The organism is Rahnella sp. P4_A8 (genome assembly GCF_056402435.1).
In genome coordinates, this window is the sequence record NZ_JBFUHK010000022.1 from 34718 (window position 1) to 48827 (window position 14110).

The 14110-nt window shown below is 52.2% G+C and carries 16 protein-coding genes; 11 read left to right on the top strand and 5 right to left on the bottom strand.

Annotation, left to right across the window (positions count from 1 at the left end):
* The first annotated feature begins 14 nt into the window (after window positions 1-14).
* The 6 genes from AC1DUO_RS13220 to AC1DUO_RS13245 all read left to right on the top strand — a co-directional run bounded on the left by AC1DUO_RS13220 (window position 15) and on the right by AC1DUO_RS13245 (window position 6052).
* Entirely contained in the window at window positions 15-1292 is a 1278-nt protein-coding gene (locus AC1DUO_RS13220) for an L-fuconate dehydratase (protein WP_013577875.1), read from the top strand.
* A gap of 34 nt (window positions 1293-1326) precedes the next feature.
* Complete coding sequence (locus AC1DUO_RS13225; RefSeq protein WP_119262404.1) at window positions 1327-2181, top strand: amidohydrolase family protein; 855 nt, start codon at window positions 1327-1329, stop codon at window positions 2179-2181.
* A complete protein-coding gene (locus tag AC1DUO_RS13230; protein ID WP_013577877.1) occupies window positions 2181-2957 on the top strand; it encodes an L-fucose dehydrogenase in 777 nt (258 codons plus the stop codon). The genes AC1DUO_RS13225 and AC1DUO_RS13230 overlap by 1 nt, the downstream gene beginning before the upstream one ends.
* Entirely contained in the window at window positions 2954-3298 is a 345-nt protein-coding gene (locus tag AC1DUO_RS13235) for an L-rhamnose mutarotase (RefSeq protein WP_013577878.1), read from the top strand. Before AC1DUO_RS13230 ends, AC1DUO_RS13235 begins: the two co-directional genes overlap by 4 nt.
* A 112-nt stretch (window positions 3299-3410) precedes the next feature.
* Window positions 3411-4649, top strand: coding sequence for an L-fucose:H+ symporter permease (gene fucP, locus AC1DUO_RS13240; RefSeq protein WP_014416553.1), 1239 nt, complete (start codon window positions 3411-3413; stop codon window positions 4647-4649).
* A gap of 197 nt (window positions 4650-4846) precedes the next feature.
* Complete coding sequence (locus tag AC1DUO_RS13245) at window positions 4847-6052, top strand: MFS transporter (protein ID WP_014416554.1); 1206 nt, start codon at window positions 4847-4849, stop codon at window positions 6050-6052.
* 47 nt (window positions 6053-6099) lie between these two features.
* Here the strand turns inward: AC1DUO_RS13245 and AC1DUO_RS13250 are convergent, their stop codons facing one another.
* Genes AC1DUO_RS13250 through AC1DUO_RS13260 form a run of 3 tightly spaced genes read right to left on the bottom strand, consistent with a single transcriptional unit; the run spans window position 6100 to window position 7527 of the window.
* On the bottom strand, window positions 6100-6810 hold the full coding sequence (locus AC1DUO_RS13250) for an ArsR/SmtB family transcription factor (protein WP_014416555.1): 711 nt from the start codon (window positions 6808-6810) through the stop codon (window positions 6100-6102).
* Window positions 6807-7199, bottom strand: coding sequence for an amino acid-binding protein (locus AC1DUO_RS13255; protein WP_013577882.1), 393 nt, complete (start codon window positions 7197-7199; stop codon window positions 6807-6809). The genes AC1DUO_RS13250 and AC1DUO_RS13255 overlap by 4 nt, the downstream gene beginning before the upstream one ends.
* Entirely contained in the window at window positions 7192-7527 is a 336-nt protein-coding gene (locus tag AC1DUO_RS13260; RefSeq protein ID WP_013577883.1) for an antibiotic biosynthesis monooxygenase family protein, read from the bottom strand. Before AC1DUO_RS13260 ends, AC1DUO_RS13255 begins: the two co-directional genes overlap by 8 nt.
* 264 nt (window positions 7528-7791) lie before the next feature.
* Here AC1DUO_RS13260 and AC1DUO_RS13265 point away from each other — a divergent pair, with 264 nt between their 5' ends.
* Both AC1DUO_RS13265 and AC1DUO_RS13270 read left to right on the top strand, forming a co-directional pair.
* The gene (locus AC1DUO_RS13265) at window positions 7792-8775 is read left to right on the top strand and encodes a DUF1852 domain-containing protein (RefSeq protein WP_112151513.1); all 984 of its coding nucleotides are present in this window, start codon (window positions 7792-7794) and stop codon (window positions 8773-8775) included.
* Between the two features lie 31 nt (window positions 8776-8806).
* Window positions 8807-9838 (top strand): methionine synthase, encoded by a 1032-nt coding sequence (locus tag AC1DUO_RS13270; RefSeq protein ID WP_037033118.1) that lies wholly within the window; start codon window positions 8807-8809, stop codon window positions 9836-9838.
* 185 nt (window positions 9839-10023) lie between these two features.
* Here the strand turns inward: AC1DUO_RS13270 and AC1DUO_RS13275 are convergent, their stop codons facing one another.
* Together AC1DUO_RS13275 and AC1DUO_RS13280 are read right to left on the bottom strand one after the other, a co-directional pair.
* A complete protein-coding gene (locus tag AC1DUO_RS13275) occupies window positions 10024-10584 on the bottom strand; it encodes a YceI family protein (RefSeq protein WP_013577886.1) in 561 nt (186 codons plus the stop codon).
* 69 nt (window positions 10585-10653) lie between these two features.
* The gene (locus AC1DUO_RS13280; RefSeq protein WP_119262403.1) at window positions 10654-11784 is read right to left on the bottom strand and encodes an HD-GYP domain-containing protein; all 1131 of its coding nucleotides are present in this window, start codon (window positions 11782-11784) and stop codon (window positions 10654-10656) included.
* Between the two features lie 275 nt (window positions 11785-12059).
* Here AC1DUO_RS13280 and AC1DUO_RS13285 point away from each other — a divergent pair, with 275 nt between their 5' ends.
* From AC1DUO_RS13285 to AC1DUO_RS13295, 3 genes are all read left to right on the top strand, one after another.
* Window positions 12060-12842: a winged helix-turn-helix domain-containing protein gene (locus AC1DUO_RS13285; RefSeq protein WP_119262402.1), complete on the top strand. Its 783-nt coding sequence runs from the start codon at window positions 12060-12062 to the stop codon at window positions 12840-12842.
* A gap of 2 nt (window positions 12843-12844) precedes the next feature.
* Window positions 12845-13330, top strand: coding sequence for a FidL-like protein (locus AC1DUO_RS13290; protein WP_250981496.1), 486 nt, complete (start codon window positions 12845-12847; stop codon window positions 13328-13330).
* Window positions 13331-13530: 200 nt separating this feature from the next.
* On the top strand, window positions 13531-14097 hold the full coding sequence (locus AC1DUO_RS13295; protein WP_477987599.1) for a YfaZ family outer membrane protein: 567 nt from the start codon (window positions 13531-13533) through the stop codon (window positions 14095-14097).
* Window positions 14098-14110 lie beyond the last annotated feature (13 nt).

Here is a 14110-nt window from a genome sequence, read left to right on the forward strand (position 1 = left end):
AAAGGAATTTTGCGATGACAACGATTACCGCTTTACGTGTTGAAGATGTGCGTTTCCCGACCTCGCTGGCGCTGGACGGCTCGGATGCCATGAACCCGGATCCGGATTATTCCGCTGCGTATGTGATTTTAGACACTGACACTCCGGCGCTGAAAGGCCACGGCCTGACCTTCACCATCGGGCGCGGCAATGAAATCTGCTGTGCGGCGATTAAAGCGCTGGAACATCTGATCGTGGGCCGCGAACTGGCGGACATTACCGCCGATATGGGCCAGTTCTGGCGCGATTTCACCAGCGACAGCCAGTTGCGCTGGATTGGTCCTGACAAAGGCGCAATCCACCTGGCGACCGGCGCGGTGGTTAACGCGGTGTGGGATTTATGGAGCAAAGCCGCCGGTAAACCGCTGTGGAAACTGGTGGCGGATATGTCGCCGGAAGAGCTGGTGCGCTGCATCGATTTTCGTTACATCACGGACTGCATCACGCCGCAGGAAGCGCTGGCCTTATTGCAGCAACGTGCCGACAACAAACCCCGGCGCACGGAGAAACTGCTGGCGGAAGGCTACCCGTGCTACACCACGTCAGCGGGCTGGCTCGGCTATCCCGACGATAAACTTCGCCGTTTATGTCAGGAAGCGGTCGACGCCGGTTTCGATTATCTGAAACTAAAAGTCGGGCGCGACCTGGAAGACGACATCCGCCGTGTGCGCATCGCCCGCGAAGTGATCGGCCCGGACCGCAAACTGATGATCGACGCCAATCAGGTATGGGAAACCAACGACGCCATCCCCTGGGTGAACGCCCTCGCCTTTGCCAACCCCTGGTTTATCGAAGAACCGACTAGCCCGGACGACATCGAAGGCCACCGCAAAATCCGTCAGGGCGTTGCACCGGTTAAAGTCGCCACCGGCGAAATGTGCCAGAACCGCATCATGTTCAAGCAGTTCATTATGCGCGAAGCCATCGACGTGGTGCAGATTGATGCCTGCCGCATGGGCGGCGTCAACGAAGTGCTGGCGGTGATGCTGATGGCGGCCAAATACAATCTGCCGGTGTGTCCGCACGCGGGCGGCGTCGGGTTATGCGAATACGTGCAGCATCTGTCGATGATTGATTATCTGTGCATCGCAGGTACGCACGAAGGCCGCGTCATCGAATACGTTGACCATCTTCACGAGCATTTTGTGCATCCGTGCGACGTCCGGGGCGCGGCCTATATGCCGCCGCAGGCACCGGGATTCTCCATTGAGATGCATCAGGCGTCGATCGAAAGATACCGCCATCACGCCTGACCTTAATGATCGAAAAGCAGCAAGGAGAACGCCGATGATGCGAATCGACAGCCACCAGCATTTCTGGCGCTACACCCCGCAGGATTACCGCTGGATAGGCGATGACATGGCGGTGCTGAAACAGGATTTATTGCCGGAGATATTGCGGCCTGCGTTACAACGTCACGATATTCAGGGCACGGTTCTGGTTCAGGCCTGTTCCTCTGTGCAGGAAACCCGCTGGCTGCTGGAGATCGCAGAGCAAACCGACTTTGTGCATGCCGTGACCGGCTGGGTGGATCTGTCGTCACCCGCGCTGCAACGGGATCTGGAGGCTATTTCGCACCCGATGCTGCGCGGCTTTCGTCATCAGGTTCAGGACGAGTCTTCACCTGCGCAGTGGCTGGAAAATCCGACCATCAATGCGGGTATTCGCCAGATTCAGCGGCAGGACTATGTCTATGAAATTCTGGTGACGCATCGCCATCTGCGCGATGCCGTGCAGTTCGCGGCAAAGCATGACGGGCATTTTCTGGTGCTCGATCACTTCGGCAAGCCGGATCTCAGCCGGGGTGCAGCGTACTGGAAGCAGCAGATTGCACCGCTGGCGGGGTTAAAACACGTCAGTTGCAAGCTCTCGGGGTTGCTGACCGAGCCGCGTCCGGCAGGTATGCCAGCCCGCGATCTGTTGCCGTATTTCGATGCCGCACTGGACGTTTTCGGTGCCGGACGCCTGATGTTTGGTTCCGACTGGCCGGTGTGTTCACTGGCAGACGGGGATGAAAATCCGTGGGATTTATGTGAACAGGCCACGGCCGCACTCAGTTCTGACGAGCAGGCAGCCATTTATGGCGGCAATGCCTGCACGATTTATCGATTACAGCCTTTACCGATTACAGGAAATGACTGATGAATCTGCATCTGCAAAATAAAGTGGTGATGGTCACCGGTGGCGGTTCCGGTATCGGCGCGGCGATTTCGCTGACGCTGGCGGAAGAAGGCGCGGTTCCGGTGATCATCAGCAATACCGAACCGGCCAATGAACTGATGCATAAACTGCAACAGCTTTCGCCACAGGCCAGTTTTGTACTGACTGAACTGCGCGACGAAGCCAGTTGCAAGGCAGCGGTGAATGAGGTGCTTACCCGCTACGGCAGCATCGACGGGCTGGTGAACAATGCCGGTGCCAACGACAGCGTCGGGCTGGATGCCGGTCGCGAAGCCTTTGTGCAATCGCTCGAGCAGAATCTGATCCACTATTACCTGATGGCGCACCTGAGCCTGAACGCCCTGCGCGCCAGCCGGGGAGCTATCGTCAATATCAGCTCGAAAACCGCACTCACCGGACAAGGCAACACCAGCGGTTACGCTTCGGCCAAAGGCGGCATTCTGGCGCTGACCCGCGAATGGGCAGCGGCGCTGCTCGGCGACGGTATCCGCGTGAACGCGGTGATCCCGGCGGAAGTCATGACGCCGCTGTACGAACGCTGGATCAAAAGCTTCGACCATCCCGAAGAAAAGCTGCAACAAATCACTTCGCATATTCCGCTGGGACAGCGTATGACCACGCCGCAGGAAATCGCCAACACCGTGGTGTTCCTGCTCTCTTCCCGCGCCTCGCACACCACCGGCCAGTGGCTGACCGTGGACGGCGGTTATATGCATCTCGACCGGGCCTTAACATGAAACGCCGCTATTGTCAGGCGCTGGATCTGGCGGACGATCCGGTGCTTATCGAAGAATATCAGCGTTATCACCGCGAAATCTGGCCGGAAATTACCGCGCACCTGCGCCGCTATGGCATCGCAGACATGGAAATTTACCGGCTGGGCAACCGCCTGATGATGGTGATGGAAACCACGGAAGATTTTGACAGCGGACTGTTCGAACGCCGCAGTCTGGAGGATCCGAAAGTCTGCGAATGGGAAGCCCTGATGTGGAAGTATCAGCGCCCTACGCCGTGGACGCCCGCCGGTGAAAAGTGGGTGGAAATGGAGAAGATTTTTTCGCTGGCTGATCAGAAATAGCTATACATCTCCCTGCTATGAGGGAGAAACCGTTTTTCACGTTATCTGACATAAAAAATCAGCCACCTGAGCTGACCCCCTACATGCGTCACCAGATACTGAGGAATACAACATGCTCGCCGATAAAACTGCCGCGCCCGCTTATGCGCAGCGCAAAACGACGTCCGGTTTCCGACTGGCGTTCATACTGGTCACCACGCTGTTTTTCCTGTGGGGTTTATCCTACGGGCTGCTGGATGTCCTGAATAAGCATTTCCAGGACGTGTTGCACGTCAATAAAGCCCAGTCCGGTCTGCTACAGGCCGCCTATTTCGGGGCGTATTTTATCATCGCCCTGCCCGCCGGTTTCTTCATGGACAGGTTCGGTTATAAAGCCGGGATCCTGGTGGGTCTGTGTCTGTATGCCCTGGGCGCACTGTTGTTCGTGCCCGCCGCCTCCGCAGGCAGCTTCGGCATGTTCCTGTTCGCATTGTTCGTGATCGCCCTCGGTCTGGGCTGTCTCGAAACCGCCGCTAACCCGTTCGCTACCGTTCTCGGCGATCCGGCCGGAGCCGAACGCCGCCTGAACCTTTCTCAGTCCTTCAACGGTTTAGGTCAGTTCATCGGCCCGATCATCGGTGGTTCACTGTTCTTCTCCGCCACACAAGGCACCACGACGGACGGATTGTCCTCGGTGAAAACCACTTACGTCACCATCGCCGTGTTAGTGCTGCTGATTGCCTTCCTGTTCGGACGCACAAAATTGCCGGACATCCGCGAGCAAAGCGCTCCGGAAGATCACGGTATCGAGAAAGGATTGTGGCAGCACGGCCATTTCACCGGCGGCGTCATCGCACAATTCTTCTACGTCGCGGCACAGGTTGGCGTCGGTGCCTTCTTCATTAACTACACCACCGAACACTGGCACACGCTGTCGAACCAGAACGCGTCGTATCTGCTGTCTGTCGGCATGATCAGCTTTATGGTCGGGCGTTTCTTCAGCACCTGGCTGATGGGCTTTGTCCGCCCGGCCACGCTGCTGGTGGTCTACGCCATCATCAATATTGTGCTGTGCGGCGTGGTGGTGGCCGGTATTGATAACGTCTCGGTGATTGCACTGGTGGCGATTTTCTTCTTTATGTCGATCATGTTCCCGACCATTTTCGCGATGGGCGTCAAGAACATGGGCAAACAAACCAAACGCGCCAGCTCGGTGATGATCATGGCGATTGTCGGTGGCGCGGTGATGCCGTATCTGATGGGCGCAATTGCCGACCACTACAACACCGCCGTTTCTTACGCCCTGCCGATGGTATGTTTCGCCGTGGTGCTGATTTATGCCGTGAAACAGCGGGCGAAAGCGGCGATCTGAGAACGTTGTCATACAAAACAATCTGACTGCTCCCCCTCACCACACAGCCCCTCCTTAATACCCTTCGGGTGTCGGGGAGGGGTTGCAACCCTGCAAACCGCGTCATGAGTTTTAACATTCCTGTCATCCCTGATAGAAAAATCCTGTTTATACTTCATCGCGTATAAAGCTGGTTAATAACGCTGAAGGGTAAAAAAATGTCGATTCGTTCATTGCAGGCACTGTGTTTAACCAGTTTTTTTATTGCGGATGTTCGTGACGGGCTTGGGCCCTTTCTGGGGATCTTTCTGACACAACGCCACTGGCAGCCCGATGATATCGGCTTGCTGATGACCGCTGGCGGCGTGGCAGGGTTGCTGGCAACGCTCCCTGCGGGCTTCATGACTGACGCATCGAAAAACAAGCGGCTGATTCTGGCGCTGCTCTGCGTGCTGATTACCGGCACAACGCTGCTGCTCTGGCTAAGTCAGGCAAACAGCGTGGTGGCGTTTTCGCAGATCGTGAGCGGAATATGTGCTGCGTTTGTCGGTCCGCTGATCACCGGGATCACGCTGGGTCTGACCGGGCAAAAAGGCTTTAGCGGGCAGATGGGTAAAAATGAGGCGTTTAACCATGCCGGGAATTTTATCACCGCGCTGATTGCCGGAGGGATCGCCTGGTACTGGGGCATCGGCGGTATTTTCATTCTCATGACCTGCACGATGTTATTAACGCTCATCGCACTGACGGGCATCCGCCGCAGCGATATAGACGATGATGCCGCGCGAGGGCTGGAGTCTGGCGCATCCGCTCAGGTCCCCGATTTCTCGGTGCTGGCCCAAAATAAACCGCTGCTGATCACCGGTCTGACACTGTTGCTGTTTCATCTGGCCAATGCGGCGCTGTTGCCGATGCTCAGCATGAGAATCGCGGCAGCGCCCGGCTCCGTCAATCCCGGCCTGTACGCTGCCGCAACCGTGATTATTTCTCAGATGGTGATGATCCCGGTAGCAATCTGGACCGCCGCGCGCATCGACAGAGTCGGCTACTGGCGCCTGATTATGCTGGCGCTACTGATCATGCCCGTCCGGGCAGCGCTGGCGGCGAGTTCTGCCGCCCCTTTAATGATGGTGCCGGTGCAAATACTTGATGGTTTCGCGGCTGGCGTACTGGGCGTGGTAGTGCCGAGCTTTATTGTGGTGCTGCTGCGCGGAAACGGTCATGTCAACGCGGGCCAAAGCGTGGTGATGCTGATGCAGGGCGTCGGCGCGGCCATGAGCCCGGCCCTGACGGGTATGATTGCAGGGCATTATTCGTTCGCTACGGCGTTCAGCGTTCTGAGCGTTATCGCCCTGACGGGGCTGCTGATCTGGTGGCGATATGCCCCGTTACTTTCAACACAGTCTTGTATGGAGACAAGCTAAGTCGTCGGTCACGCGGGGCGAAGCAAGCGTAAACATAGCCTGCAGAATCAGGCCAGATTCAAACCGAACAGGCGGCTCAGGGCAATTCTGCCGCTGTCGGTGACGCTCACTTCACGATAACCCTGCGTGCGGGATATCCACGCTTTTTGCAGAAAAAGCGTCATTAATGCCTGCCCCGCATCGCCTCCGAGATGGAAGCGTCTTTCGCTCCAGTCAAGGCAAGGACAGCAAGCCTTGCGGCGCGGGCGCGGATTGAGCACCGCGCCCAGTCGTTGAAAATGGGCTTTCCCGGCCGGAGTCAGCGCGTAACCGTCCGCTTCAAGCCAGTTTTCCTGCAGCAGAAAATCGTAGATTTTTACCGCCAGCTCTCCGGCCAGATGGTCATAACAAGTTCGTGCATAACGCAGAACGACCGGCGTCCGCGACGCAAAAGTTTTGTGGTTATGCATGGAAACCCCCATCAGGTTTTCCAGCAATCCGGCGATATGGTGGCCAGCCAGGCTGTAATACCGGTGGCGCCCCTGCGTCAGGCAAATCACCAGCCCGTTGCTGAGCAGCCGGGTAAGATGACCGCTGGTTGTGGAGGCGGCGATGCCCGCCACCGCACTGAGTTCAGTCGCGGTCCACGCGCGTCCGTCCATCAGGGCACACAAAATACTGACCCTTGACGGGTCAGATATTGCTGAAGCCACCAGTGACATGGATTTTTCAAGAGACTCATCCGGCTCACTGTCGTATTCGGTTTGAAGAAAATTCATGCAGAAGGTATTGCCCATTGTTGAGTGACTTCAGCCGCCCGGATATCGTCATCCGTCAGCAGAATAAGCCGGTTATCGTGGTCGCTGTACTGTACCAGAATGTTAATGCCATTCCGGGCGAGTGTCTGGGCGATTTCGCCCAGCTCGCCCGGCTGTTTCTGGGGTAGTTTTCTTATCAGCGGGCGTGACAGCTTTCTCACGTCAAAGCCAGCATCAGTCAGAACCTGACGGGCTTTTTCACCGTCTTCTATCAGGAAATGCGCATGCCCCGCTTCTGCCGTGGAAAATACGCCGCCGCCCTCCAGCCCCACACCGTTCATGCCCAGAATACGGCCAAGGGAGGCCAGCGAACCGGGTGAATGGTCGAGGATCACGTGAATGTCATACATGCTGATGCGCTCCTTTACCGGAAGACTTGTCGGAAGAATAGTCACGAAATACACGGGCAACGCGTATTCTGTAGAATGAAAAAATCGACTGTTTACCCTCTTTCTGCGCGGCCAGATGCATCAGATTCTGTTTCCACCCTGCCACCGACTCTTCATCTTCCCACCATGATAATGAAAGGATTTTTCCGGGCGTGGTCAGGCTCTGGAATCTCTCAATGGAAATAAATCCCGGCGTGTCCGATAACAATGGTTTCAGTTCTGCCGCCAGTTCAAGGTACCGCTCACGCGCTTCGGGTACTGCATCTGCCTCAAAAAGTACTGCGATCATCGTTCTGCTCCCTCATGAATTTCGTTCAGCTTATTACCGGCAAAAATCAGATGCTTCGGTCAACACCGAAGTGTGTCTGTTCCCTGCGGGCAGGAACGGCATCCGGGGAGGCATGATCATGAATTTGTCTCATGTTCAGTGAATTTAAATCACTTTTTTTCACTCAATGACTCAGGCATAAAAGAGTCATCGCGATTCACTCTTAAAAATACGAAAACGACTGAAATAACGTAGATTTTTCAGCAGCCGGGACACCTGATAACAATGAATAAAAAACTGACATTTACCCTTAAAAGCATCCGTTTCGACGAGAATTATAACCCCTCGGAAAATACGCGTATTACCACCAATTTTGCCAATCTGGCAAGGGGTGAAAAACGCCAGGAAAACCTGCGCAACACCTTAGTGATGATCGATAATCGCTTCAATTCCCTGGCGAACTGGGATAATCCTAATAAAGACCGGTATTGTGTCGAACTCGATATTATTACTGCTCAGTTGAATATTGATGCTGAAGGCAAGGCCGACAGCTTCCCGGTGATTGAAATACTGAAAACAACTATCGTTGATAAAAAAACCCACCAACGCATTGCAGGCATTTTAGGAAATAACTTTTCCTCCTATGTGCGTGATTATGACTTTAGCGTTTTACTGCCAGAGCATAATAAGGATCAACCTGAATTTAGCCTGCCGGATAATTTTGGCGAATTACATGGGAATATATTCAAACAATTTTTAAAATCAGAGACTTACAAAGATAATTTTACTAAAACACCGGTTATCTGCCTGAGTGTTTCAAGTAAAAACACTTACTATCGCACGGGAAATAAACACCCTGTATTAGGCGTTGAATATCAGCAGGATGAACTCTCCCTGACTGATGAATATTTCGCAAAAATGGGATTACGGGCGCGGTATTTTATGCCTGAAAACAGCGTTGCGCCTCTGGCATTTTATTTTTCTGGCGATTTGCTCAGTGATTACACTAATCTTGAGCTTATCAGCACCATCAGCACGATGGAGACTTTTCAGAAGATTTATCGCCCTGAGATTTACAATGCTAATTCTGCGGCAGGATTGCAATATCAACCCAGCCTGAATTACCAGGATTATTCTTTAACCCGTATTGTTTATGACCGGGAAGAACGTAGCCATCTGGCTATTGAGCAGGGGAAGTTTACTGAAGAATGCTTCATCAAACCTTACCAAACTGTTCTTGAACAATGGTCTGCCCATTCCGCTCTCTGATTAACCATAAAAAATATAAGGTCACCTGTGTATGAAAAAATTATTACCGACATCGACTGCGGGCAGTTTGCCTAAACCTTCGTGGCTGGCACAACCTGAGGTGCTCTGGTCCCCGTGGAAATTGCAAGATCAGGAATTAATTGACGGCAAAAAAGATGCCCTGCGTTTGTGTCTGGAAGATCAACAGCAGGCAGGTATCGATATTGTCAGTGACGGCGAGCAAACGCGTCAGCATTTTGTCACGACCTTTATTGAGCATCTCGAGGGCGTTGATTTCGAGAAACGTGAGACGGTTAAGATCCGTAATCGCTATGAAGCGAGTGTGCCGACAGTTGTTGGCCCGGTGAGTCGCAAAAAGGCCGTTTTTGTTGAAGATGCGAAGTTTTTGCGCCAGCAAACCACACAACCGATCAAATGGGCTCTTCCTGGGCCGATGACGATGATCGATACGCTTTATGACAACCACTATAAAAGTCGCGAGAAACTCGCCTGGGAATTTGCCAAAATTCTCAATGAAGAAGCCAAAGAATTAGAGGCTGCTGGCGTCGATATCATCCAGTTTGACGAACCGGCCTTTAACGTGTTCTTTGATGAAGTGAATGACTGGGGCATTGCCACGTTAGAAAGAGCCATCGAAGGGCTGAAATGTGAAACGGCTGTGCACATTTGCTACGGCTATGGCATCAAAGCCAATACCGACTGGAAAAAAACGCTGGGCACAGAGTGGAGACAATACGAAGAGATTTTCCCCAAACTGCAAAAATCTAATATCGATATCATTTCACTGGAATGTCATCACTCGCATGTTCCGATGGAACTGATGGAGCTTATCCGCGGTAAAAAGGTGATGGTGGGTGCCATAGACGTGGCGACCAATACCATTGAAACCCCGGAAGAAGTCGCCGCAACGCTGCGTAAAGCGCTGCAGTTTGTAGACGCCGATAAACTCTATCCTTGCACCAACTGCGGCATGATTCCTTTACCCCGTAGCGTCGCCAGAGGCAAGCTGGATGCATTAAGTGCAGGCGCAGAAATTGTCCGCAAAGAACTGCTGGCTAAATAACGTCGCCAAATAGCCGATCACTTAAAAAGAATTTTGTCTGGGTTGCGCGATCATTTCGATCGCCAACTATCCGGAAACCCGCCTGAGGTGTAAGCAGCCCCGTTTTACGCCTGTTTGTTGTTTTGCCCGTGCGCTTTTTTACCCCTGTCACGGACGAAACTATTCCGATAAATCGCGTAGCCGCGTTATGCCTTATAAGGCTGCGCGGCAATATCAATATCGATGTTAATCGTGTCACCGACCAACGACAGCAGACTGTCCATCGCGAAAGCAGAGCGGGAAATCGCCGTGTGTGCGTGCAGAATCAGGGACTTCGCGCTGGCGTCATTCATAACAGCATCCAGCACAACCGGTCTTTGGATATTTTTGATAGTCAGCATGCCAAAAATCTTAAATTGCCCATTTCCCGACTGCGTGACTTTTTGACTGGTGAACGTGACCCAGGGATAACGGTTTTCATCAAAGAACATACTGCTCTTTAACTGATGCGTCAGCAGCAGGTTCGAAGCCTCCAGCGAGGAAACCGGAATTCTGACATCTATATGATTCTGCATGTTTTGCTGATGATCTAAAAAAGCATCGCCGGATACCTGCGATAAATTCGCCTGCGAGGGATGTGTGCTGAGCATGACCCACGACAACGTAATGGTTGTGCGATCTGCGTTGATAACATAATGCTCCGGGGTGCCGGAGAAAGACAAAGATGCATAACTCATTGATAAAATAAATAAAAACACTCGCAGCATGAGGGGTTCTCCAGAGGTTGACTCTGAGTAAACGTTTCAGCTGTTGTTTCTATTCGGTTGAAATCAGTATTAAGGCAAAAGCAGTGATGCACTGAGCATATCCTGCCCCGCCCCCATCAAATCCGAACGGAGCGCTTCCACCACTTCAGGGTCGAGCCCACCGCGCGCTGCGGTCTCCTGCATTATGATGAGGCTTTTTTCCGGCGAATATGCCGGTTTGTAACAACGGGCTTCACGCAGCGCGGCATAGCAGTCGGCGACCGAAATAATGCGCGGCCCGAGATCGAGCTGTGCACCGCGCAGATGGAAGGGATATCCCTTGCCGTCCGGCCGTTCATGATGAAAGCTGGCCATCCGGGCGATGTCCTGCATGCCGGCAATCCGCGAAAGAATTTTCCAGGTGAACTGCGGGTGTATATGGATCTGGCGGCGTTCGAAATCCGTCAGAGGCTGCGCTTTGGTGAGCAAGGCGGCGGGGACAACCAGTTTACCTAAATCATGCAGCAAACCGGCGACGCGGATCCGCGCGACACCTTTTTTAGAAAACCCGTACATTTGCGCAAGCCTGGCGGCGATACCTGCCACCACAACAGAATGTTGTGCGGCTGAACGGCAATGCAGGTCAATGACGACAGCCAGCAGGGCAGACAGTTGCGTCATTTCCTTGTCACTTAACACACGGTCAGCAAAGGGTGAAAAGGACGCGGCTGTACTGATAAGCGTGGCGGAGGCGAATTCCGTCCAGAATTCCTTTTCCAGTCCAAGCTCGCGTAACGCCAGCATGTCGTCGAGCAGGTAACGGGATCCGATGGAATCACACAGGGTTTCGACCGCGCGCACCGGATAATGACCGCGTGGAAATTCATGCAATGCCAGTAAATCCAGATTATCGGCCAGATCCAGCAGGCGGTTTTCTGAATGCTGCCGGCCTCTTGCGACGATCAGACCCGCGCTGTCGGCCAGTAACGGGATATCCGCAAGTTGGCTGGCGCAATCGTGCGGAGCATGTGCCCCCCTGCTGATATCACGTAAAAGTGCAGCAATGAACAACCGCTTTTGTGCCAACAGACTGAACTGGCGCTGACGGGCAATATTCATCACGATATAAGCACGCCGCACACCACGATGTCCGTTTTCAGGGCTTAACAAGTCCAGCGCAGAAGAAAATCCGATAAGAAAATCCGTAAAGGTAACGTCCACGTAACCACTCCCACTCATTCAACAATGCGAGAAGGAAACCGGATTTCGGGATGACAGACAATTTAATTGCCCAAAGTGGGTATATATAGGTTTTTATTCCTTAATGGTATCTTTAACAGATATAATAATWGGCTTTTTTCCCTATACTGGCTGAAGTTTTTACCTATACCTTTCACAGATTCTGATCGCGGAATGTAGACTGTATAATATTAATCTTAGCGGTGTGTAAATCCGAACGGGTTTGATGTGGCTTTACTTATTACTGTCAGGATCAGATGAAGTATCTCATTGATAACGAAATAGAATTCAACTCAGACGATGGTACATTGCACTATCCTGCCAGCCAGGACGTGATCAAACTGACACTCCCGGCCGCACGGTTGCTGGAAGAATTTCTTTCATCTGAAGGGCGTGATCTGACGCGGGAATATCTGCTGGAAACAGTCTGGGACAAGCACGGCCTGCATGCTTCCGGCAATAATCTTAACCAGTACGTCAGTATTGTCCGCCGCAATCTGGCGCTGTTTGAATGCCACGAACTCATTATTACCCTCCCCAAAGTCGGTTTTAAACTGAATCCGGCGGTCAGTGTGCAACGCCTTGAAGCGCCACCGCCTGCCGGGCAGGCACCGGCCTCCCCGCCTCCGCTCAGGGTGCAAACACCCGATTCAGTTTCTGCTCCGGTTAAACCTGCACGGCGTGCTCTTTTTATTCTGCTCTGCCTGCTGGTTCTGGTTAGCCTGTCTTTCGGCGCGTGGAAATACGACGACGCCACCAACGGAATGACCGAAATAAAACAGCCCGACACCGGCTGCGATATTATTTTCCTTAAAGATATTTCGGACGATGCCAAAACTGCGGTGCTGGAACGGGTCAGTCACACACTAAAAACCAATAATCTGACGTGCAACAAAACCAACGTGCTCATTTATAACAGTGAATTATCCTATTCATCTCAAAACAACGCCCGAACACTGCTGTCCTTATGCACCCGCGGTAATAATAATGAGATTATTTCGTGTGATAACTTCTATCACTATAAGTGGATCAATCCATGATCATGATTAAAAAGAAGTGGTTCTATGCCACCGTCGCAACTGTTTGCGTCATCGCAGCAACCGTTCTTTATTTATGGCCATCCAAAGATATTCCTACCTTAAAATGTAAAGCCTTCGGTAAAGTGAATATGGATATTGAGCAGGGGCAACTGGTTTTTTCTATTGTTGAAAGCCTGCAATTTTACGATAAAGACAAAGGTATTATTCAGTACGAAGGCTATGTAAAGTCGGCCAAAGCCAGTACCTATCTTGAGCGTACCGTCTATCTCAGTCATGGTGTCAAAGTGGATAATAAAACCTATCATTTCACCATTGACAAAGTGACGCCGTCACCTTTGGATAACACGCCAGATACTGATTTCGACCAGATGTGGCTGGAAAACACGGGCGATAATGCCTCACTCAACATTGGTGTTAAGAAGATACGGGACCAGGCGTATGTGGTAAGCAGTACCTATTCCCCGCAATTTGTTTGTGTCGCGTACTGAACACGCCCGCATTCTTCAGGTTATTCATCTTTAATAAAAGTAAAATTAAGAATAAAAACCTATTTATGTTGCAATTTTACATATAAATTGATGACGATGGCCGGAAGAGTGTTTTATAGCCACTCACTGACGGGGTATCCGTCTGGCGGCAGAGTGGCAAAGACTGCTCAGCGCCGATCACTTAAAAAATAGGTAAACAAATGCGTACAAACACAATCAAACTGACTGTCGCTGGCAGTGCAATTGCGGTATTTATGGCTTTCTCTGGCCAGACTCAGGCTGTTGAACTGGGTGCAAAAGCGGGCACAAATTTCACTGAACTGAACGCCGGTATGGGCCGTCAGACATCCGGTCTTTATGTCGAGGGTAACTGGGCGAAGAATACTCAAAATGGCCGCCAGATTGGTGGCGTGAGCACCGGTTTTAATATTCCGGCAGGCCCGGCAATGATTAATCTCGGCGCGAAAGCGCTTTATATGCAGGGTTCTACTTCTGATAATGAAGGCGTGRCATTTCCCGTCGGCGGCGGTATTACCGTCCCCTTCACCGACAGTCTGGCATTTTATGCAGAGGGTTATGCAGCACCTGATGCATTAAGCAATCGTGTAAAATCTTATTCCGAAGCCGATGCCGGATTTAGCTGGATCCCGGTCGCACCATTAAAAGTCAAAGCCGGTTACCGCTATGTTGGCCTTGACGGCACTGCGGGAAATCCTAATGAACGCATTATTGATGGTGCGTATTTAGGCGCAGAGATGGATTTCTGATTTAACGTTTAAT

What these genes read in the sequence shown, in the direction of transcription:
- AC1DUO_RS13235 (WP_013577878.1), top strand. Translation starts at nt 2,954, where the DNA reads ATGAAACGCCGCTATTGTCAGGCGCTGGATCTGGCGGACGATCCGGTG.
- AC1DUO_RS13220 (WP_013577875.1), top strand. Translation starts at nt 15, where the DNA reads ATGACAACGATTACCGCTTTACGTGTTGAAGATGTGCGTTTCCCGACC.
- AC1DUO_RS13270 (WP_037033118.1), top strand. Translation starts at nt 8,807, where the DNA reads ATGAAAAAATTATTACCGACATCGACTGCGGGCAGTTTGCCTAAACCT.
- AC1DUO_RS13255 (WP_013577882.1), bottom strand. Translation starts at nt 7,199, where the DNA reads ATGTATGACATTCACGTGATCCTCGACCATTCACCCGGTTCGCTGGCC.
- AC1DUO_RS13245 (WP_014416554.1), top strand. Translation starts at nt 4,847, where the DNA reads ATGTCGATTCGTTCATTGCAGGCACTGTGTTTAACCAGTTTTTTTATT.
- fucP (WP_014416553.1), top strand. Translation starts at nt 3,411, where the DNA reads ATGCTCGCCGATAAAACTGCCGCGCCCGCTTATGCGCAGCGCAAAACG.
- AC1DUO_RS13250 (WP_014416555.1), bottom strand. Translation starts at nt 6,810, where the DNA reads ATGAATTTTCTTCAAACCGAATACGACAGTGAGCCGGATGAGTCTCTT.
- AC1DUO_RS13260 (WP_013577883.1), bottom strand. Translation starts at nt 7,527, where the DNA reads ATGATCGCAGTACTTTTTGAGGCAGATGCAGTACCCGAAGCGCGTGAG.
- AC1DUO_RS13225 (WP_119262404.1), top strand. Translation starts at nt 1,327, where the DNA reads ATGATGCGAATCGACAGCCACCAGCATTTCTGGCGCTACACCCCGCAG.
- AC1DUO_RS13285 (WP_119262402.1), top strand. Translation starts at nt 12,060, where the DNA reads ATGAAGTATCTCATTGATAACGAAATAGAATTCAACTCAGACGATGGT.
- AC1DUO_RS13275 (WP_013577886.1), bottom strand. Translation starts at nt 10,584, where the DNA reads ATGCTGCGAGTGTTTTTATTTATTTTATCAATGAGTTATGCATCTTTG.
- AC1DUO_RS13265 (WP_112151513.1), top strand. Translation starts at nt 7,792, where the DNA reads ATGAATAAAAAACTGACATTTACCCTTAAAAGCATCCGTTTCGACGAG.
- AC1DUO_RS13290 (WP_250981496.1), top strand. Translation starts at nt 12,845, where the DNA reads ATGATTAAAAAGAAGTGGTTCTATGCCACCGTCGCAACTGTTTGCGTC.
- AC1DUO_RS13230 (WP_013577877.1), top strand. Translation starts at nt 2,181, where the DNA reads ATGAATCTGCATCTGCAAAATAAAGTGGTGATGGTCACCGGTGGCGGT.